Source organism: Novosphingopyxis baekryungensis DSM 16222, from assembly GCF_000420305.1.
Taxonomy (GTDB): Bacteria; Pseudomonadota; Alphaproteobacteria; order Sphingomonadales; family Sphingomonadaceae; genus Novosphingopyxis; species Novosphingopyxis baekryungensis.
In genome coordinates this window covers 68,304-86,137 of record NZ_ATUR01000003.1, presented here as the reverse complement: position 1 = coordinate 86,137, position 17,834 = coordinate 68,304, and the positions used below count along the sequence as shown (strand labels likewise).

Annotated in this window: 17 protein-coding genes; 9 read left to right on the top strand and 8 right to left on the bottom strand. The window is 62.4% G+C overall.

All coding sequences use genetic code 11. The features are described from left to right. Window positions 1-4 precede the first annotated feature (4 nt). The 3 genes from G410_RS0104185 to G410_RS0104175 are packed head-to-tail and all read left to right on the top strand — an operon-like array spanning window position 5 to window position 2,702. Window positions 5-787, top strand: coding sequence for a type III pantothenate kinase (locus tag G410_RS0104185; RefSeq protein ID WP_022672401.1), 783 nt, complete (start codon window positions 5-7; stop codon window positions 785-787). Then, entirely contained in the window at window positions 784-2,421 is a 1,638-nt protein-coding gene (locus G410_RS0104180; protein ID WP_022672400.1) for a ribonuclease J, read from the top strand. The genes G410_RS0104185 and G410_RS0104180 overlap by 4 nt, the downstream gene beginning before the upstream one ends. Window positions 2,422-2,429: 8 nt before the next feature. After that, the gene (locus G410_RS0104175; protein ID WP_022672399.1) at window positions 2,430-2,702 is read left to right on the top strand and encodes a DUF1467 family protein; all 273 of its coding nucleotides are present in this window, start codon (window positions 2,430-2,432) and stop codon (window positions 2,700-2,702) included. Window positions 2,703-2,729: 27 nt separating this feature from the next. Here G410_RS0104175 and G410_RS0104170 read toward each other — a convergent pair whose 3' ends face one another. After that, window positions 2,730-4,967, bottom strand: a complete 2,238-nt coding sequence (locus tag G410_RS0104170) for a coiled-coil domain-containing protein (RefSeq protein WP_022672398.1) — start codon at window positions 4,965-4,967, stop codon at window positions 2,730-2,732. 88 nt (window positions 4,968-5,055) lie between these two features. Between G410_RS0104170 and G410_RS0104165 the strand changes: the two genes are divergently transcribed. The 4 genes from G410_RS0104165 to G410_RS0104150 all read left to right on the top strand — a co-directional run bounded on the left by G410_RS0104165 (window position 5,056) and on the right by G410_RS0104150 (window position 8,859). Then, complete coding sequence (locus tag G410_RS0104165; RefSeq protein WP_022672397.1) at window positions 5,056-5,361, top strand: hypothetical protein; 306 nt, start codon at window positions 5,056-5,058, stop codon at window positions 5,359-5,361. A 134-nt stretch (window positions 5,362-5,495) separates the two neighbouring features. Next, window positions 5,496-6,566: a hypothetical protein gene (locus tag G410_RS0104160; protein ID WP_022672396.1), complete on the top strand. Its 1,071-nt coding sequence runs from the start codon at window positions 5,496-5,498 to the stop codon at window positions 6,564-6,566. A 45-nt stretch (window positions 6,567-6,611) separates the two neighbouring features. Further along, the gene (locus G410_RS0104155) at window positions 6,612-7,535 is read left to right on the top strand and encodes a hypothetical protein (RefSeq protein ID WP_156851847.1); all 924 of its coding nucleotides are present in this window, start codon (window positions 6,612-6,614) and stop codon (window positions 7,533-7,535) included. Further along, a complete protein-coding gene (locus G410_RS0104150) occupies window positions 7,528-8,859 on the top strand; it encodes a sensor histidine kinase (protein WP_022672394.1) in 1,332 nt (443 codons plus the stop codon). The genes G410_RS0104155 and G410_RS0104150 overlap by 8 nt, the downstream gene beginning before the upstream one ends. Window positions 8,860-8,896: 37 nt before the next feature. Here G410_RS0104150 and G410_RS0104145 read toward each other — a convergent pair whose 3' ends face one another. After that, window positions 8,897-10,180, bottom strand: a complete 1,284-nt coding sequence (locus G410_RS0104145; protein WP_022672393.1) for a citrate synthase — start codon at window positions 10,178-10,180, stop codon at window positions 8,897-8,899. Window positions 10,181-10,499: 319 nt separating this feature from the next. Between G410_RS0104145 and G410_RS15545 the strand changes: the two genes are divergently transcribed. Further along, a complete protein-coding gene (locus G410_RS15545) occupies window positions 10,500-12,650 on the top strand; it encodes a ComEC/Rec2 family competence protein (RefSeq protein WP_162604065.1) in 2,151 nt (716 codons plus the stop codon). Here G410_RS15545 and lexA read toward each other — a convergent pair. Genes lexA through G410_RS0104110 form a run of 6 tightly spaced genes read right to left on the bottom strand, consistent with a single transcriptional unit; the run spans window position 12,644 to window position 17,453 of the window. Continuing rightward, the gene (gene lexA / locus G410_RS0104135) at window positions 12,644-13,330 is read right to left on the bottom strand and encodes a transcriptional repressor LexA (RefSeq protein ID WP_028971045.1); all 687 of its coding nucleotides are present in this window, start codon (window positions 13,328-13,330) and stop codon (window positions 12,644-12,646) included. The two genes, G410_RS15545 and lexA, sit on opposite strands and share 7 nt — an antisense overlap. Before the next feature lie 58 nt (window positions 13,331-13,388). After that, a complete protein-coding gene (locus G410_RS0104130) occupies window positions 13,389-14,594 on the bottom strand; it encodes a molybdopterin molybdotransferase MoeA (RefSeq protein ID WP_022672392.1) in 1,206 nt (401 codons plus the stop codon). Continuing rightward, the gene (gene moaC / locus G410_RS0104125; RefSeq protein WP_022672391.1) at window positions 14,579-15,049 is read right to left on the bottom strand and encodes a cyclic pyranopterin monophosphate synthase MoaC; all 471 of its coding nucleotides are present in this window, start codon (window positions 15,047-15,049) and stop codon (window positions 14,579-14,581) included. The genes G410_RS0104130 and moaC overlap by 16 nt, the downstream gene beginning before the upstream one ends. Continuing rightward, window positions 15,042-15,830, bottom strand: coding sequence for an indole-3-glycerol phosphate synthase TrpC (gene trpC / locus G410_RS0104120; protein WP_022672390.1), 789 nt, complete (start codon window positions 15,828-15,830; stop codon window positions 15,042-15,044). The genes moaC and trpC overlap by 8 nt, the downstream gene beginning before the upstream one ends. Further along, the gene (trpD, locus tag G410_RS0104115) at window positions 15,827-16,816 is read right to left on the bottom strand and encodes an anthranilate phosphoribosyltransferase (protein WP_022672389.1); all 990 of its coding nucleotides are present in this window, start codon (window positions 16,814-16,816) and stop codon (window positions 15,827-15,829) included. Before trpD ends, trpC begins: the two co-directional genes overlap by 4 nt. Window positions 16,817-16,859: 43 nt before the next feature. Next, window positions 16,860-17,453, bottom strand: a complete 594-nt coding sequence (locus G410_RS0104110) for an anthranilate synthase component II (RefSeq protein WP_022672388.1) — start codon at window positions 17,451-17,453, stop codon at window positions 16,860-16,862. A gap of 48 nt (window positions 17,454-17,501) precedes the next feature. Between G410_RS0104110 and G410_RS0104105 the strand changes: the two genes are divergently transcribed. Next, window positions 17,502-17,834 (top strand): polyhydroxyalkanoic acid system family protein, encoded by a 333-nt coding sequence (locus G410_RS0104105; protein WP_022672387.1) that lies wholly within the window; start codon window positions 17,502-17,504, stop codon window positions 17,832-17,834.

Here is a 17,834-nt window from a genome sequence, read left to right as displayed (position 1 = left end):
CGTCATGTTGCTCGCCATCGATGCCGGAAACACCAATATCGTCTTTGCCGTCATGCAGAATGGCGAAGTATCTGCGCGTTGGCGGATCGCAACCGATGCGCGGCGGACGGCCGATGAATATGCGGTCTGGCTGCGCCAACTGATGCAATTGGCGCAGATCGACCCCGCCGCCATCAAGAGCGTTATTATTTCGACCGTGGTGCCGCGTGCCCTGCATAACCTAACCCTGCTGGCGCAGAAATATCTCGATTGCGATCCGATTGTCGCGGGGCGCGGTGAGGGCGATTACGGCTTGGTGATCGACGTCGATGAGCCGGGTTCGCTCGGCGCGGACCGGGCGGTGAATGCCGTGGCGGCGCATGCCAAATATGATGGCGATCTGGTGGTGATCGATTTTGGTACGGCGACTACGCTCGATCATGTCGATTATACCGGCGCCTATAAAGGCGGGATCATAGCGCCCGGCATCAATCTTTCGCTCGATGCCCTAGTTGCGGCGGCGGCCAAGCTACCCAATATTGCAATTGAAGCGCCCGCGACGAACAGCGTCATCGGGCGCAACACCGAAGAGCAAATGCACATCGGCGTCTACTGGGGCTATGTTTCCATGATGGAAGGCATCGTTCAGCGGATGCGCGCCGAAATCGGACGCCCGACCAAGGTGGTGGCGACCGGCGGACTGGCCCAGCTCTTCGATAAACATACCGACCTGTTCGATGCGGTCGAACCGGACCTAACCCTTAACGGGCTGGCAATCATTGCCGCCCGTGTTGAAAGCACAACATGAAACCGAAAAACGAACTTCTTTTCCTGGCCCTTGGCGGCTCGGGCGAAATCGGCATGAACGTGAACCTGTACGGCTGTAACGGCAAATGGATCATGGTCGATCTGGGTATCAGCTTCTCTGACCCCCATTATCCTGGCACCGATCTGGTGCTGCCCGATCTGGAATTTATCGAGCGCAATGCCAAGGATCTGCTCGGCATCGTTCTGACCCATGGGCATGAGGACCATATCGGTGCCATTCCCTGGCTCGCCGAAGAGCTTGGCGTGCCATTATATGCCACCAAGTTCACCGCCGGTTTGATCCGCTACAAGCTGCGTGAGCATGGGCTGGAAAAAGACATCAAACTCAATATTATCGAGGATGACGGGCATTTCCGCCTGGGCGATTTCGGCATTCGTTACATTCCGCTGGCGCACAGCATCGCGGAAGGCAATGGCCTGCTGATCGAAACGCCTTATGGCAATATTTTCCACACAGGCGACTGGAAGCTCGACGACAAACCGCAGATCGGCACGCCAAGCACGGCGGAAGAGCTGACCGCGATCGGCGATGAAGGCGTTCTTGCGCTGGTCTGCGATTCCACCAATGTGTTCAACGACAATGCCTCGGGTTCCGAGGAGATGGTACGGGAATCGTTGCTTGAGGCTTGCAAGGGCATCAAGACCCGGATCATGGTCACCACCTTTGCGTCCAACCTTGCCCGGTTGCAGACGCTGGGGGAAGTCGCCAAGGCGACGGGCCGCCAGTTGTGCGTCGCGGGGCGTTCGCTCGACCGTATGATCGAAAATGCCAAGGCGACCGGCTATCTCAAGGCCTTCCCGGATATCGTGCGCTTCGAAGAGGCCATGCAGCTGCCGCGCAACAAGGTGATGATCGTGGCCACCGGCGGGCAGGGTGAACCACGCGCGGCGCTTGGCCGCGTGGCGCAGGGCAATCACAAATTGTCGCTGGAAGACGGCGATGTCGTGCTGTTCTCATCCAAACAGATTCCCGGCAATGAAATTGCCATCGGGATCATTCAGAATCGGCTCGCCGAAATGAACGTCAAGATGATCACCGAACGGCAGGCCGACATCCATGTGTCCGGCCATCCCGGCAGGCCTGAGCTGAAGTCCATGTATGAGTGGATCCGGCCGAAAATCCTGCTGCCGGTCCATGGCGAGATGCGCCATATGAAAGAGCATGCTCGGCTCGGGCTTGAGCAGGGCATTCCCAAGGCGGTGGTGCAGAAGAATGGTGACGTCGTTCGGCTTGCGCCGGGCGAGCCGAAGATTGTCGGGCGCGAGCGTTCCGGCCGTCTGATCGTGGACGGGGACATCATCATCGCGGCGGACGGCGCGACCATGAATGAGCGTCGCAAGATTTCCCAGAATGGTCAGATCTCGGTGGCCCTTGCGATCGATGCGCGCGGCAAGCTGTCCGGCGATCCGGTGCTGCAGACGCAGGGCGTACCGATCGAGGACGAGCGCGATGAATTTCTGGACGAAGCGGTGGACGCGGCCAAGAAAGCCACGCGCAAATTCAGCGGCGATATTGCCAAGTTGCGCGAAGATGTGCGCTTGGCCGTTCGCCGTACCGCGCGGGAATGGACCGGCAAGAAGCCGGTGGTCGACGTGCTTATCGTGGAAGGCTGACCAGCTTCATGCAACCGGCATCGATGATCGCCATCTATGTGCTGTTCTGGGCGCTGACCTTGTTTGCCGTCCTGCCCTTTGGCGTGCGGACGCATGAGGAGCTAGGTATCGACATGGTGTCGGGCCAGGCCGATAGCGCGCCCGGCAATTTTTCTGCCGGCAGGATCATATTACGCACGACGGTGGTTTCCGCGATCCTGTTCGGCCTGTTCTATCTGAACTATCGGTTCGAATGGATCACGGCGGAAGACTTCAACTTCTTCCAGTCATTCGACCAGTAACCTGCCGAGCGCGCTGCAGGGCCATCTTCAGGCCCTGAGCCGCTCAATTGCCTGCGCCAGCGCGACATATAGCTTGCCGACATCGGAAGAGAGCAGGGTGACGCTGATCGCGCTGCCGTCCCGCGTGCTCATCAGGTTGCGCATGATGCTCTCGAAATCGTGGATATAGCGGTTCACCTGGTTTCGGAACTCGCGATCTTCCTCGTAATGCTGCGCAATGATGCGGACCTCGCCGGCATCCAGAAGCCGCACCGCACGCCGCGTAAAGACGCCGCGATCGCCTTTCAGATAGGCCGCCCAGGCCGGATCCGTCACGTCGTTGGACAGCAGTTTCGCCACGTCGATCGAGGTTGAATTCAGGGATTCGGTCAGCATCAGCACACGCCGTGCAAAGGCATCGTCGTCCGTCCCTTCGAATTGCTCATGCGCCCGTTCCAGACGGACCTCTAGGTTGCTGGTCATCTGGTCCAGCTTGGCCAGGCGCTCTTCCAGCAATTTCGTGGTTTCATCGGACTGGTGAAGTGCTGCGGCAACCATGGCGTTCCAGCGCTCTCCACCAGCCTCCATCTGCTCGGTCACGGCATGTTCCAGCGTTTCCGTGGTCCGCTGGCGCAGATTGTCGGCAGTGGTCTCGACCACGCCGTCCAGCGCGCTGCGTGCGTGATCGGCGGCTTCGATGGAACGATCGCGCACCTGCTCCACGCTGGCGGAAAGCCGCGCCTCGACGTCTTCGGCCAGCCGCTGCAAAGCGCCGCGCGCCTCCATCAAAGCCTGTTCGAGTGCTGCGCTGTCTTCACGCCGTTCGGTAAAGGCGGCCGCGCTATCCTCGTTCAGCCCGTCGATGAGTTCGCGCTGCTGCGACAGTACATCCCCGAAGGCGACCGCCCGATCCTGTACGCCATGGCTGTTGACATCGATCAGCTCGATGAGCGTCCTGAGATCGGTACCGCGGTCGTTGGTCTCGTCGATCTTGCCCAACACCCGTTCGACACTGGGCAACAGCCGGTCATCACCCAGCTGTTCGATCGCGGCCATCAGCTCGTGCGCCGCAGCGAGGCGGTTCTGAAGCGCGGCAAGGCCATCGTCATTATGCTCGATCTTCGCGCTCAGCGCATCGCTGTTGTCCAGCGCCGCCTTGATCGCAAAAGCAATGCGCGCGGTGGCTTCGCTTCCCCGTTCGTCCAGCTCATGGATACGCGCCCGAGCGCGCTCGGCGCTTTCCTCGATCTCGCGCGACAGACGCACGATCCGTTCGCCTTGTTCGCCGCCCCGCTCGGCCACATCGTTGATCCGGTTATCGAGCTCTGACAGCCGCGCCTGCAAGGTACTGGCCGATTCCATCGCAAGACGGCGCTGCCGCTCTGCGCTGTCGTCCAGGCTTGCGAGGAGGTCCGCAATGCTTGCCTGAAGATGTCTGGACAATTGCGCCGCCGCCCCTTCGGCATCCTGCAGGAAATCAGCGAGCCGCCGCTCGCTTGCAGCGCTGTTTTCGTCGATCGCTTCGGAGACGTTGGATGACCGTTCATGCAAACGGTCCGATGCAGCCCCCAGCCGTTCCGTCGCTTCTTCGATCGCGGCCGCCCCGCTTACAAGTGCGTCCAGCTGAATCCGCGCGCCTTCGCCTGCGGTGGCGATCTGGTTGGTAACGTCCTTGGCCGTGCTGGTGACCACCGGCAGATGATTGCGCAGCCGCTCCAGATTGCCGTTCGCGGCCTGGCTCACCTCGTCGAGCTTGGCGGCCTGGCGCTGGCTTTCCGCAAAAGCATGTTCGATGCTCTGCGCCGCCTCGCGGATATCGCGGGCGCGCGTCCGCCCCAGCATGTCGAGTTCGCGGGCCTGTTCGGCAAGAAATTCGCGCGCCAGGCTGATCTCGTTATTGACCGCCTGCATTCGATGTTGCAGCGCGGCGCCTGCGTCCTGCATGCGCCCGGAAACATCGGCAAAACGCCGGGCCTCGCGGTGGCTGGTGCGCATGGCCAGCAGCCAGATCATGCCGATCAGCAGGAGCGGAACCGCCCATTGCACGATCAGGTCCGCGGATTGACTGGCGCCGGGGCGGGCCTGCAGATTTTCGAACTGGGCAAAGATGAAGAAGGCGGTCCAGGCGGCTGCCAGGCCGATGAGCACGATCGGCAAGATCATCGATGCCGGCTCGGGCTCGTCCTCAATCCATTCCGCAGCCGACTCGACTGCATGGTCGCCCATCACAGGCGATTCGGCGGCCGGATCCGCGTCGTAAACATCTTCATTTGCGCTGATGGCCATGCCCGCGACCCCCTCAAGAACTGGGGTTAACCATAACCCGGAGGGATCGAAACGCAAAGTTAAGCCTGCATGATGTAGAGACGCTTCCATGTCTTATGACCATGGAGCTTTGGAGAGCGCGCTGGCCCAAGCTGTCGGCCAGGATGAGGATCTGGTCGCGCAGCTGCGCGAAGCATTTGGCGACAGCGCACGGCGTCAGATCGATCTGATGCAACGCGCGCGCTGCGACGCCAACTGGCTTTACGCGGCGCTGCGCCTGAAAGGCATTGCCGCAAGCTTCGGCGCTTCGCAAATTCAGGCGCTTGCCGAAGAGGCAGCCGATGGCGCTCCTGGTGATCCAGTGGTTCTTCGGGAGCTGACCATAGCCGTAAACAGCGCGGTCGATCCGGCCTGAGGGCGCACCGCGATTGCAAGCCCGTGCTCTGCGCTTTAGGGGAGCGGGCGGAGGCCGGTTTGGAAAAGTTTGCAATCCTGGCGCTTGTAACTGGACAAGCGTCGGCGCAGCCATCGATTCTTGGACGTTCACTGGTGGAGCATCTGGTCACCGGGCTGGAGCGCAGCGGCGTACGCCGTTTTCTGTTGGTCGGCGATCTGCCGGCGACGGATGCTGCGCGTCTGGTCGATCTGATCAAGAGCAGAGGGCTAGGCGCGTCCTACCACCGCACGCTGGCAGAACTGGACGCCGTCTTGCCGGTGGAGGCACGGCTTGTGCTGGTGGCAGCTGATGCATGGATCAGCGCGGAGACGCTCGCATTTGTTCAACAATTCGACAAAGCCGTTCTGGTGACCGAACATAGCGGATGGGAACGGCTCGACCGGGATCATTTCTGGGGCGGGGTGGCCACATTCGGCAGACGCGCTGTATCGGATGGGGCCGATCTGCCGGAAAGCTGGGATGTCGCATCCACGCTGCTGCGTCAGCTCACGCAGGATGGGGCACGCGGGATCGACAGCGAACAGGCATCGTCGCACCCCATGCCCGTGCGCGTTTCGAATGAGGAGGGTGCGCGACAGATCGAACGTGCAGCCGTGGGCGGCAGTCCGTCGGCGCATTGGTTCGACCGGCTCGTCACCGCGCCCATCGCGCGCGGCGTGCTGCTCCTGATGCGGCGCAAACCGGCTGCCCGATGGCCGTTGCTGCATCTGCCGCTGGCAGCAGCGCTTCTGGCTGCCGTGGGCGGGGCTATGGGGTCGATCACATGGGGGGCGCTGGCCGCGATCATGGCCCTTGCGGGGGATCGCGCGCTGGAACGCATCGATCCGGATCGCCGGGATCATCGCGGCGTGCCTTGGCGAAGCGCGGCCGGCCTTGGCTTGGTGGCAGCGGCCGTTCTTCTTCTGTCGCGCCGCGCGGATATATCCATCATCGCATGCGCCGTTCTGGTTCTGTCGGCGGCCTTATGTGCCGATCGCCGGTTCGACGGGCGTTGGGACATGATCGTGCCGATCTTGCCGGTGGTGGCCCTGATCCTGATGATCGCCAGCCTCCTGGCGGGACCGATGGCGATCGGCGTTACCAGCCTTGCCTGTCTGGCGGCGCTCGTTACTGAACGATGGGTTTCGCATCGCCGCAAGCGCACAGCCTTAAAGCCAAATTAACATCACTTTCCTATAGCCGGGCTTCTTTCTAGCAGGGCAATGATCGTGTCAGACGGCCAACGGCCATTGGAACATCCGCTGCGTGAAGCGGAGCGCATCGAGCGTGAACAGCCCGCTTTGCAGGCCGATCTCGCGGCGCGCCTGTTTCCCCGGTCCCAGATTGCGTTGGAAGACGCGACCGTGGCCAGCGCCCGCGCGATCCTGTTTACGCTGGTCAACGCGATAGAGGCCGATCTTACGGGCGAAGAACCCGGTCTTAGTTGGCCGATTATCGAGCGCAGCCGGCTGCTCGACCATCCGCCGCTCTTCAGATTCCTGATGGCGCACGCGGCCTGGCTCCGGCTTGGCCAGCGATTGCCGGCGCCTCTCTGGCAGCGGTCCAATGTCTGGCTTTCCGGCCATATCGACGATGATGACGAGTTGCTCAGTGAGAGCATCTTTTCCCTGCTGTCCGCGCGAAGCCGGACGGTCGAGGAACGGCTGTCCGGTCGATATGACCTGCCGGCGCCGATATTCCGGCATCTCGTGCGGCAGATTGACGCGGCACTGCTCAGTAGTGACAAGGCGGATCCGCACCGCGCCCATGACGTCGCCACGCTGCTGGCCGCGCATGACGAAGCGGCGGGGCTTCCTTATTTGTCCGCGCGGCTGGCCGTACAGCTGGCCCGTGATGAGAATTTCGAAGAACTGAGGGATCCGGTCCATGCAGGTCTGGACCTATTTGCAGGCTATCTTGCCTCGGAACTGGGCTGCTCCTGGCACGATGTCGTTCTGATGCTGGGCGAGGGCGGCGCGCGTTTGATGCTGTTGCTGCGCGCTGCCGCTTTTCGCCGATCGGAAGCGCAGGGCATCGCCGATCTGCTGTCGCCGACCGACCGCGTGCCGGATCTCACCCATTATAAGGAAGTGTCGAAAAAAGCCGCTCGCGCGTTGATCGCGGCAACCGGATCGGGCTTTGGCGATGCGTGAAAAACAGTTGAGCGAACCGATCTGCGGACGGTGCACCAGTGACGGTCTGCTGATGGAAGCGGATGTCGCCTTGCTGGAACTGCACCGGCAGGCAGGTGGCGAGGACGGCGGAATCCTGGCGCTTCCCGCGCTGCGCGCCCTGTGCGAATCCAGCGCGGCGCTGGGCATGAAACTGGCCCGGACGATTCAGGTGAGCGACGAGCGTTGCGACCACCGGCTGCTCGTGGAAACGGCCCCCGATCAGGAATCGGTAACGATCCGGATCACCGGGTGGCAGGAACGCGAGCGGGACGATGCGCTGCTGGAGACGCCGCGTTTCCGCCTGGACATGTCTGACCATCAGCCGGGAATGAAGCTGCAACTGGATGCAGCGTTGCGGGTGCTGGCCATCAGCGGCGCGCTGCCGAACACGCGGATCGGCCAGCCGGACATCGGACAGGCGCTGAACCAATGGGCGCAGCTTCAGACTGCGCCGCCAGCCAGCTTTCCGTTGCTGGAAGCCGTGGCGGAGCGGCAGGCGTTCAAGGCCCAGGCTGCGAAGGTGAACGGCTGCGCCGTGATGCTGGCCGGGCAGCCACTGCTTTCGGGCAAAGGCGAATTCAGTGGCTATCTCTGTCAGATAGCGGAGGCGAGCGTCACGCCGGGCCAGGCGGAAGCACCGCCGTCCCCGACCCAGCTTGTTACCCCCAATCTGAAACAGCCGCTCAGCCGCATCATCGCCAATGCCGAAACCATTCACGGGCGCTTGCGGGGGCCTTTGCGTGAAAATTACGCATCCTATGCGCGCGATATCGCTTCAGCCGCGCGACATCTGCGTGATCTGGTCGAGGATTTCGGCGATCTGGAGACTGTCGAGCATCCCGGTTTCAGGCTCGACGTGGAGCGGATCGATTGTTGCGAGCTTGCCCGCCGCGCCGCCGGCCTGCTCGCTGTTCGCGCGGCCGATCATGGCATCGCCATCCAGACGCCGGGAGAGGTCGATAGCCTGGCCGCGACTGGCGAATATAAACGCGTTCTTCAAATCGTCGTCAATCTGATTGGCAATGCAGTCAATTATTCACCCGATGGAACAATCGTGACGGTCGATGCCGCCATCATCGACGGCAACCCGGCCATCATTGTGCAGGATCAGGGAGACGGGATTGCCGAAGAAAACCGCGAACATGTTTTCGAGAAGTTCGAGCGGTTGGGACGTTCAGCCGATGGCGGAAGCGGCCTTGGCCTCTATATCTCGCGTCGTTTTGCCCGAGCCATGGGCGGCGACCTGATGGTCGACGGATCGGAGGTCGGGGCGCGTTTTGTGTTGATACTCCCCCCGGCCTGAACCGGGAGGAGCCAAATTTGAATATGACGACGGGCAGTTAGCGTTTGTCTAACCCGACATAGTCACGCTGCTTCGGCCCTGTGTAGAGCTGACGCGGACGACCAATGGTCTGGCCTGGATCGGAAATCATCTCGTTCCACTGCGCAACCCAGCCGACCGTTCGCGCGAGGGCAAACAGCGCGGTGAACATCGACGTCGGGAAGCCAATCGCTGACAGGATGATGCCCGAATAGAAGTCGACGTTCGGGAAAAGCTTCTTTTCCTGAAAATAGTCGTCGTTAAGCGCCATTTCCTCGAGCTGCAGAGCAACATCGAACACCGGGTCCTTGACGTTCATGGCCTGGAAGACTTCGCGGACGGTCTTCTGCATCACGGTCGCACGCGGATCGTAGTTCTTGTAGACGCGGTGACCGAAGCCCATCAAGCGGAACGGGTCGTTCTTGTCCTTCGCGCGCTCGATAAATTCCGGAATGCGGTCCGGCGTACCGATTTCCTTGAGCATGTTGAGCGCCGCCTCATTGGCGCCGCCATGGGCGGGGCCCCACAGACAGGCGATGCCCGCCGCGATGCAGGCAAAAGGATTGGCGCCGGACGAACCGGCGAGCCGCACCGTTGACGTCGAAGCATTCTGCTCATGATCAGCATGGAGAATGAAAATCCGGTCCATCGCACGTTCGATCACCGGATCGACCTCATAAGGTTCTGCAGGCACGCCGAAGGTCATGCGCAGGAAGTTGCCGGTATAGGACAGGCTGTTGTCGGGATAGACGAAGGGCTGGCCGATCGAATATTTATAGGCCCAGGCGGCAATCGTCGGCATCTTGGCGATCAGACGATGGCTGGAAATCATCCGATGCGTCGGATCCTTCACATCGGTGCTGTCATGATAAAAGGCGCTGAGTGCGCCGACCACGCCGCACATGACCGCCATGGGATGCGCATCGCGGCGGAAGCCGGAAAACAGCTGCCGCAACTGCTCGTGCAGCATTGTGTGGCGCGAAATCGTCCAGCTGAACTTTTCGAGTTCCTTGCCGTCCGGCAGTTCACCGTTCAGCAGGAGATAGCAGACTTCCATGAAGCTGGAATGCTCCGCCAGCTGACCGATCGGGTAACCGCGGTGGAGAAGAACGCCCTCGTCGCCGTCGATGAACGTCAGGCCGGACTCGCAACTCGCCGTGGATTTGAAGCCCGGATCGAATGTGAACATGTCCGACTTGCCGTAGAGCGAGCGGATATCGAAGACGTCTGGCCCTTCGGTGCCCTGCAACACGGGAAACTCATGGGTCTCGCCCTTCAGGTCCAGCTTGGCGATGTCGTTCATGCTATTCTCCGTATAAGTAATCCATTGGTCAGCAGCCCGAGGCCTGCAGGCGCAAGGCGATGCCTTGCCTGCAGATCAAGGTGCGGACGATAACGGTTTCCGATCAAGCGCGGTTGCTCGTCGAAAAGCGTTTTTCCGTGCCACGGAAATGAGGGCTGGCAGCCCTCAGGTCAAGGGCGTTGCACTGCACAATTCCAAAGCACGCTGGCGGCTGCCCCTGGTTGGCAATTCCTGCTATCGGCAACGGATGGAATCGGTGCCATATCACGAGGTTCTGGAGGCCCGCAGAGATGGCCGCTCAGAACGCTGGCCGCCGGTCTTGGCAGCCGTCGAACGATGGCTGGACGCAGAGCGCGAACAGCTGCCGCTGTGGGCCGTGGTCATGTTCGGCGCTGGGATCGCGCTCTGGTTTACCTTTGGCCACAGGATCCTGTCAGTTCTGTTGCTGGTGGCGCTGGCCGCTATGTGTTTTGGCGTTGCCACGGGCCTGCATCGGCGGCTCGGCACCGCTCTGGCTATTTCCGGCCTGATGCTGGTTTTGGGCGCCGGCAATATCGCGTGGCATGCCACGACGTCCGCGCCGAACAGGTTGGCCAGGCCCTATGTGGTCGCGGTGACCGGGCAGGTGACCAATGTCGCGGCACTGCCAGCCCGGCAGCTGGTGCGCTGGACCATCGCACCCATGGGGGCTGAAGGTCTGCCCTCGACCATTCGGCTCAATATCCCTGCTGACAGCCGGAGCGAAGCCGTGCGGGAGGGCGCCGTCGTTCGGATGAAAGCACGATTGATGCCGCCCGCCGGACCCGCTGTTCCCGGTGCCTATGATTTTGCCGCCCGCGCCTGGTTCGATCAGTTTGGCGCAACCGGCTCGATGATCGGAGATTTCGAGATATTGCGCGCCGGATCCGCGCAGACGCGATGGCAGCGATGGCGCAAGGCTTTGTCCCGGCATGTTCAGGCAAGCATGCCAGGGGCAGCCGGCGCGTTGGGCGCCACCTTGGCGACCGGCGATCGCGGGGCCATTCCGGAGGCCGATGCCGAAGCGATGCGGCGCAGCGGCATGGCCCATTTGCTGTCGATCAGCGGCCTCCACGTCACCGCAGTGGTCGGTGCGATCTATCTGCTGATCAGCCGCCTGGTCGCGCTGATCGGTCCGCTCGCTCTGCGTGTGCCGGTGCCGCTGGTGGCCGCCAGCGGCGCGGCGATCGGTGCGATTGGATACACGCTGCTTACGGGCGCGCAGGTGCCGACGGTGCGCGCCTGCGTTGCGACGTTGCTGGTCCTGATCGCGATGGCACTGGGACGGCAGGCCATCAGCTTGCGTCTGATTGCCACCGGCGCGCTGATCGTGCTCATCGTCTGGCCGCAGTCCCTTTCTGGCCCCAGCTTCCAGCTGAGTTTCGCGGCCGTCACGGCGATTGTGGCGCTGCACGAACTGCCCCTGATGCGCGCTTTTGTCGCCCGGCAGGACCGCGGTTTCGTGTCGCGGTGCTGGCGTTTCATCGCGGCCTTGTTCCTGACTGGATTTGTGGTCGAAATGGTCCTGATGCCGATCGCGATATATCATTTTCACAAGGCCGGTCTCTATGGCCCGTTCGCCAATGTGCTTGCCATCCCGCTCACAACGTTCGTCGTCATGCCGCTGGAGGCCCTCGCGCTGTTGTTCGATATTGTGGGCATGGGCGCGCCGTTCTGGTTCCTGTGCGAACATGCAATCGGTCTACTGCTCGACATTGCGCATATCACGTCCAGCCAACGGGGCGCGGTGGCGACCTTGCCGTCCATGCCATCCGCCATTTTCGGCATGACCGTCCTAGGCGGCTTGATGATCTGCCTCCTGAAAACCAAAATACGTTGGCTGGGTTTGCTTCCGATGGCCATGGGCAGCGCGGCCGCCATCGCAACGCCGATGCCGGACCTCCTGATTACCGGCGATGGCCGGCATGTCGCTTTTTCGAACGGGCAGGGCGGCATTGCGTTACTGCGCGGGAGCGCTGGCGATTATATCCGCGATATGCTGGGCGAAAATGCCGGAACCGAACAGGACGCATCGGCCATAAGCGAGGCCCGGAATGCCCGCTGCTCGGCGGATATCTGCATGGTCCAGTTGAACAGGGGCGGACGCGTCTGGACGATTGGTGCGACGCGCTCAGGATATTATGTGCCATCGCTCGAACTGGCGGCCTTCTGCCGCCGCACAGATATCATGATCAGCGATCGATGGCTGCCGGCAAGCTGCCGTCCGCGCTGGCTCAAGATCGATCGGCAGAGCCTGAAGCAAACCGGCGGCCTTTCGATTGATCTTGCCGCCGAAAAGGTGCGCACTGTCGCCGCTCAAACCGGCCATCTGCCATGGTCGACCCTCAATAACGCACGACAGGGCTCAATGCCGGACCAGTCTGCCTCCGCTGGATCGCAAAGCAATCTTTCGCACGCCCGGCGCAGCGCATATGCCAAAAGGCATCAGTGATAGCGGCGCAGAAGACCAGCCAGTTTGCCCTGAATCTCGACCTCGTCCGCGGCGTAATATTGCGGCATATAGCTGCTATTGGCCGGATCGAGCCGGATACGGCCATTTTCACGGTGCAGATATTTGAGCGTTGCGTCTTCATTGTGCACAAGCGCCACCACAATATCTCCGTCCCGCGCAATCTGTGTGCGCTGGATCAGGGCATAGTCGCCATCGAAAATGCCCGCTTCGATCATCGAGTCTCCCGACACTTCAAGCGCATAATGCTCGCCCGTTCCCAACAGGGCCATGGGCACGGAGAGCGAGCTCTGTCCCTCCATCGCCTCGATCGGAACACCAGCGGCAATGCGGCCGTGCAAGGGCAGTTCGATCACGTCATTGGCCGCCACCGGCATGGCTCCGGCCGGTCGATCGGACTGGGCCATGGGCGACGCGCCGCTCAGCTTGATTGGTGCGGCATTGCCCTTTTCCGGGATCTTCAGCACCTCCAGCGCGCGCGCGCGGTTCGGCAGGCGGCGGATGAAACCACGTTCTTCCAGCGCGCTGATCAGTCGATGCACGCCCGATTTGCTCTTGAGATCGAGGGCTTCCTTCATCTCTTCGAACGACGGCGAAATGCCGCCATCTTCCAGACGTTGATGAATAAAGGTCAGCAGTTCATGCTGTTTGGCGGTAAGCATGGATCGATCTCCGGTGGCCGAACATATAAGGAACGTTTAGGCAACCTTGGGGAGAACGTCAAGCATTACCCTTATATAAGGCAATATAGGGGATGATGGTGCCCGCTTCGACTGGCGGCGCATGTTCTGGACGCTGGATGAGCGCATCGGCAGCTGCGAGGGTATGAAGAAGGCCGCTGGACTGCGCACCGAGCACGGCAATGCTGCCATTGTCCAGCTGCGCGCGCAAAAATTCCGTACGGCTGCCGCCTGCGGGCAGAGCGGTGCGCAAATGTGCATATCCGACGGTCGGAAGCGGATCGGACGCGCCGGCCAGATGTCGCAGCAGGGGCAGAAGAAACAGCGTCGCGGTGACGAACGCGGAGCCCGGATTGCCAGGCAGGCCGATGACCACTTGTCGCCCGCGCGTGCCGGCCAGCAACGGCTTGCCCGGCTTCATGGCGATCTTCCAGAAATCGAGCGCTGCGTCCTCGGCGACCAGTGCCGGTTTGACATGGTCGTGATCGCCCACCGACGCGCCGCCGATGGTGACCAGAATGTCGGCATTATCCGCGCTTCTTATGGCTGCGCGAACTGAGGCCTCATCATCTTCCACGCCGCTGAGATGCTGCACATCGCCGCACAGACCCATCATCATGGCCGACAACATGGGACCGTTGCTGTCATAAATCTGATTGGCGGCGGCAAGGCTGCCCGGAGCCGCCAGCTCATTGCCCGTCGAAAGGATGGTCACGCTGGGCCGGCGCCCGACGTCGACCGTTCCGAGGCCGGAGCTGATGGCTAGCGCCAGCGCACCAGGCCCCAGCAATTGTCCTGCAGCCAGCAATTGATCGCCGCGCCTGAAATCGCCGCCAGCCCGCCGGATATGACGACCGATTTCTGCGGGACCATCGCCGCTCAGGCTGAGCCGGTCATCGTCCATCCCGGCATCTTCGCGCACCAGCACGGTGTCGGCCCCGTCCGGCAAGATTGCGCCAGTGGAAATCTTGGTCGCCTGTCCGGGCGCGACCTGACCCTCGAAGGGATGGCCAGCGCGCGATTCCCCAATGACGGTCCACGGGCCGGGCAGGTCTGCGAAACGAATGGCAAAGCCGTCCATCGCGCTATTGTCGGCGGGCGGCTGATCGCGCTGGGCATGAAGCGGTGCGGCCAGATAGCGGCCGGCGGCCCGCGCAACTTCCAGCGTTTCACTGCCCAGGGGATGGCCGAGCGCGAGAATGCGCCGCTGCGCCTGCGCAACCGACAGCATCAGGCGGCGCGCCAATCGCCCGATCGGCCGCCGGATTTGGCAAGAAGGCGCACACCCTCGATCGTCATGCCCTTGTCGATGGCTTTCACCATGTCGTAGATGGTCAGCAACGCCGCGCTCACTGCGGTCAGCGCCTCCATCTCGACGCCGGTCTTGCCGCCGATCCGCACCGTCGCCGCAGCGCGGATGCCGTGGTCACCATATTCGAAATCGACGGTGCATCCGCTCAGCTGCAGAGGGTGGCAGAGCGGGATGATCTCCGACGTGCGCTTGGCCGCCATGATTCCGGCGATCCGCGCCACGGCGAGCACGTCTCCCTTGGCCGCCTTGCCATCGCGCACCGTTTCCAGCGCCTCGGCGCTCATGACGATATGCCCCTCTGCCGTTGCCTCGCGCACCGTTTCCTGTTTGGCCGATATGTCGACCATGCGCGCACGCCCGGCGTCGTCCAGATGGGTGAGTTCAGCCATGCAGGAGGGTGCGCGTGGCCGCTTCGATATCGGGCTGCCGCATCAGCGATTCGCCGACCAGAAAACGGCGGATCCCATGCGCCGACAGGCGCTCCAGATCGGCATGGGTGTTAATGCCGCTCTCCGCAATTGCCGCCCGATCATCCGGGATCATAGCAACGAGCCGTTCGCTGGTCGCCAGATCGGTTTCAAAGGTCTTCAGATTGCGGTTGTTGATGCCGATCAGTGGCGACTGCAGTTCCAGTGCGCGCTCCATCTCGGCCTCGTCATGGACTTCGATGATCAGGTCGAGCCCGAAATCGATCGCCTCCGCTTCGATGGCCTTGGCCATGTCGTCATCCACCGCCGCCAGAATCAGCAGCACCGCGTCGGCGCCAATGGCGCGCGCTTCGGCCACCTGCCAGGGATCGATGGTAAAATCCTTGCGCAAGGCCGGCACGGAAACCGCGCCCCGGGCAATGCGCAGATAGTCGTCATGGCCCTTGAAGAATTCCTCGTCCGTCAGAACCGACAGACAGGCCGCCCCGCCAGCGGCATAGGCGATTGCCGCGTCGCGCGGATGGAAATCCTCTCGGATCACGCCTTTGGAAGGAGAGGCTTTCTTCACTTCGGCGATCAGCGCGAAACCGTCCGCCGCCGCTGCATCCAGCGCCTTGGCAAAGCCGCGCGGCTCCGGCGTTTCGCGCGCGATCAGGGCGAGTTCGCGGGCGATCCTCACGGTCTTGCGGGCGGCGACTTCGTTGCGCTTGTGCGCGATGATCTGGGCCAGTTTGTCGTTCATTGCCGTGCGATCCAGCAGTCCAGCAGCGCGTTGGCAAGCCCTTTGTCGATCGCCTCGGCAGCCTCCTCCACGCCATCGGCCCAGCTATCCACCGCGCCCGCCACCAACAAGGCGGCGGCCCCGTTGAGCAGCACGGCATCGCGGTACGCCCCGCCATCGCCCTGCAGCAGACGGCGCAGGGCGGCGGCATTGTTGCGCGCATCGCCGCCTTTCAGCGCCTCCAGCTTGTGGGTCTGCAGGCCGACCTCTTCCGGATGGATGCTGGCCTTTTCGATGTCGCGTCCGCGCACATGAAAGATGGTGCTGCTGCCGGAGATGGAGAGCTCGTCCAGCCCTTCGTCGCCGGATACGATCATGGCATGGCCATATCCCAGCCGGGCGGCAGCGTTGGCATAGGTTTCGGCCAGATTGGGGCTGGCCACGCCGATCAGATGGTGGCGGATACGCGCAGGATTGGCGAGCGGCCCCAGCATGTTGAAGATGGTGCGGCGGCCCAGCTTGCGGCGGATCAGCGCAATCGCCGCCAGCGCCGGATGGTGGTTCGGCGCAAAGAAGAAGGCGAGGTTCAACTCCTCCAGCGAACGCTGTGCATCTTCCGGGGATATATCGAGATTGACGCCAAGCTCTTCCAGCGTATCCGCCGCGCCTGTCTGGCTGGTCGCGGCGCGGCTGCCATGCTTGGCCACGGGCACATCGCAAGCGGCCACCACGATGGCGACCGCGGTAGAGATGTTCAGGCTGTTCGATCCATCGCCGCCCGTGCCGCACACGTCGATGGCGCCAAGCGGCGCGGCCACCGGGATCATGCGCGCGCGCATTTCCCGGGCGGCACCGGCAATCTCATCGGCGGTCTCGCCGCGCACGGCCATGCCGATCAGAAAATCGCTGATCGTGGCCTCATCCTGTTCACCATCCAGAATGGAGGCAAAGGCGGCGCTGGCCTGATCTTGCGAGAGCGGAACGGCGGGGTCTGGAAGCTGGGTCATCGGAACAGGGGCAAAGCACAGCGCGGCGGAAATATCCAGCGCGCTATGCGGGCAGCCGCTCCGGGGTCAGCCCGGCCAGGGTCATGAAATTGGCCAGCAGCGCATGGCCATGCTCGGTTGCCACGCTTTCCGGATGGAACTGCACGCCGTGAATCGGCAGCGCATGATGGCGAAAGCCCATGACCGTCCCGTCCGGTCCACGCGCATTGACCAGCAGGCTATCGGGCAGTCCTTCCTCGGGCACGATCAGCGAATGATAGCGCGTGGCCGTAAATGTGGCGGGCAGACCGGCGAAGATCCCGCTGCCATCATGCGTGATCGGGGAGGTCTTGCCATGCATCAACCCGCCGCGCACCACCTGGCCGCCGAAATGCTGGCCGATCGCCTGGTGACCCAGACACACGCCAAGTAGCGGCATGCCGGCATCCGCGCAGGCGGCCACCAAGTCCAGACTGATCCCGGCCTGATCCGGCATTTTCGGGCCGGGGGATATCAGGATGGCCGTGGCACCGCTGGCCATGGCTTCCGACACGGTGAGCGCATCGTTGCGCACCACGCGCGTTTCGGCGCCCAGCTCCATCAGATAATGGACCAGGTTGAAGGTAAAGCTGTCATAATTGTCGATGACGAGGATCATGGCTGCGCTGTACCGCGCCTATGGTCCGACGCCAAGCGAAAGGCTGGCATGCCGATCCTCATGCCGCTATGGCTGTCCGCCATGGAACCGGTACGCGCAAATCTTCCCCACCAGCTCGGCAAAGCAGGCGCCAGACAGCGGCTGGAAGGCGGCATCGGCAAGCTGGGCGACATGATTCCCGGCGGCGATGTGACCGAGCATCATTGGGAAGGTGACCGCCTGCATTTCACCGCCAAAGCCATGGGGCAGTCGATTGCGGCGATCTGCGATGTGCAGGAAGATCATGTTGCGGTGGAACTGACGCTGCCGCCGCTTTTGGCCATGTTTGCAGGAAAAATTCGTGAAAAGCTGGAGCGTTCGGGGCCCAAGCTGCTGAAATAG

Excerpts from the sequence above, each read along its gene's own strand:
- G410_RS0104185 (WP_022672401.1), top strand. The coding sequence starts at position 5 with ATGTTGCTCGCCATCGATGCCGGAAACACCAATATCGTCTTTGCCGTC.
- G410_RS0104180 (WP_022672400.1), top strand. The coding sequence starts at position 784 with ATGAAACCGAAAAACGAACTTCTTTTCCTGGCCCTTGGCGGCTCGGGC.
- G410_RS0104175 (WP_022672399.1), top strand. The coding sequence starts at position 2,430 with ATGCAACCGGCATCGATGATCGCCATCTATGTGCTGTTCTGGGCGCTG.
- G410_RS0104170 (WP_022672398.1), bottom strand. The coding sequence starts at position 4,967 with ATGGCCATCAGCGCAAATGAAGATGTTTACGACGCGGATCCGGCCGCC.
- G410_RS0104165 (WP_022672397.1), top strand. The coding sequence starts at position 5,056 with ATGTCTTATGACCATGGAGCTTTGGAGAGCGCGCTGGCCCAAGCTGTC.
- G410_RS0104150 (WP_022672394.1), top strand. The coding sequence starts at position 7,528 with ATGCGTGAAAAACAGTTGAGCGAACCGATCTGCGGACGGTGCACCAGT.
- G410_RS0104145 (WP_022672393.1), bottom strand. The coding sequence starts at position 10,180 with ATGAACGACATCGCCAAGCTGGACCTGAAGGGCGAGACCCATGAGTTT.
- lexA (WP_028971045.1), bottom strand. The coding sequence starts at position 13,330 with ATGCTTACCGCCAAACAGCATGAACTGCTGACCTTTATTCATCAACGT.
- moaC (WP_022672391.1), bottom strand. The coding sequence starts at position 15,049 with ATGGCTGAACTCACCCATCTGGACGACGCCGGGCGTGCGCGCATGGTC.
- trpC (WP_022672390.1), bottom strand. The coding sequence starts at position 15,830 with ATGAACGACAAACTGGCCCAGATCATCGCGCACAAGCGCAACGAAGTC.
- trpD (WP_022672389.1), bottom strand. The coding sequence starts at position 16,816 with ATGACCCAGCTTCCAGACCCCGCCGTTCCGCTCTCGCAAGATCAGGCC.
- G410_RS0104110 (WP_022672388.1), bottom strand. The coding sequence starts at position 17,453 with ATGATCCTCGTCATCGACAATTATGACAGCTTTACCTTCAACCTGGTC.
- G410_RS0104105 (WP_022672387.1), top strand. The coding sequence starts at position 17,502 with ATGCCGATCCTCATGCCGCTATGGCTGTCCGCCATGGAACCGGTACGC.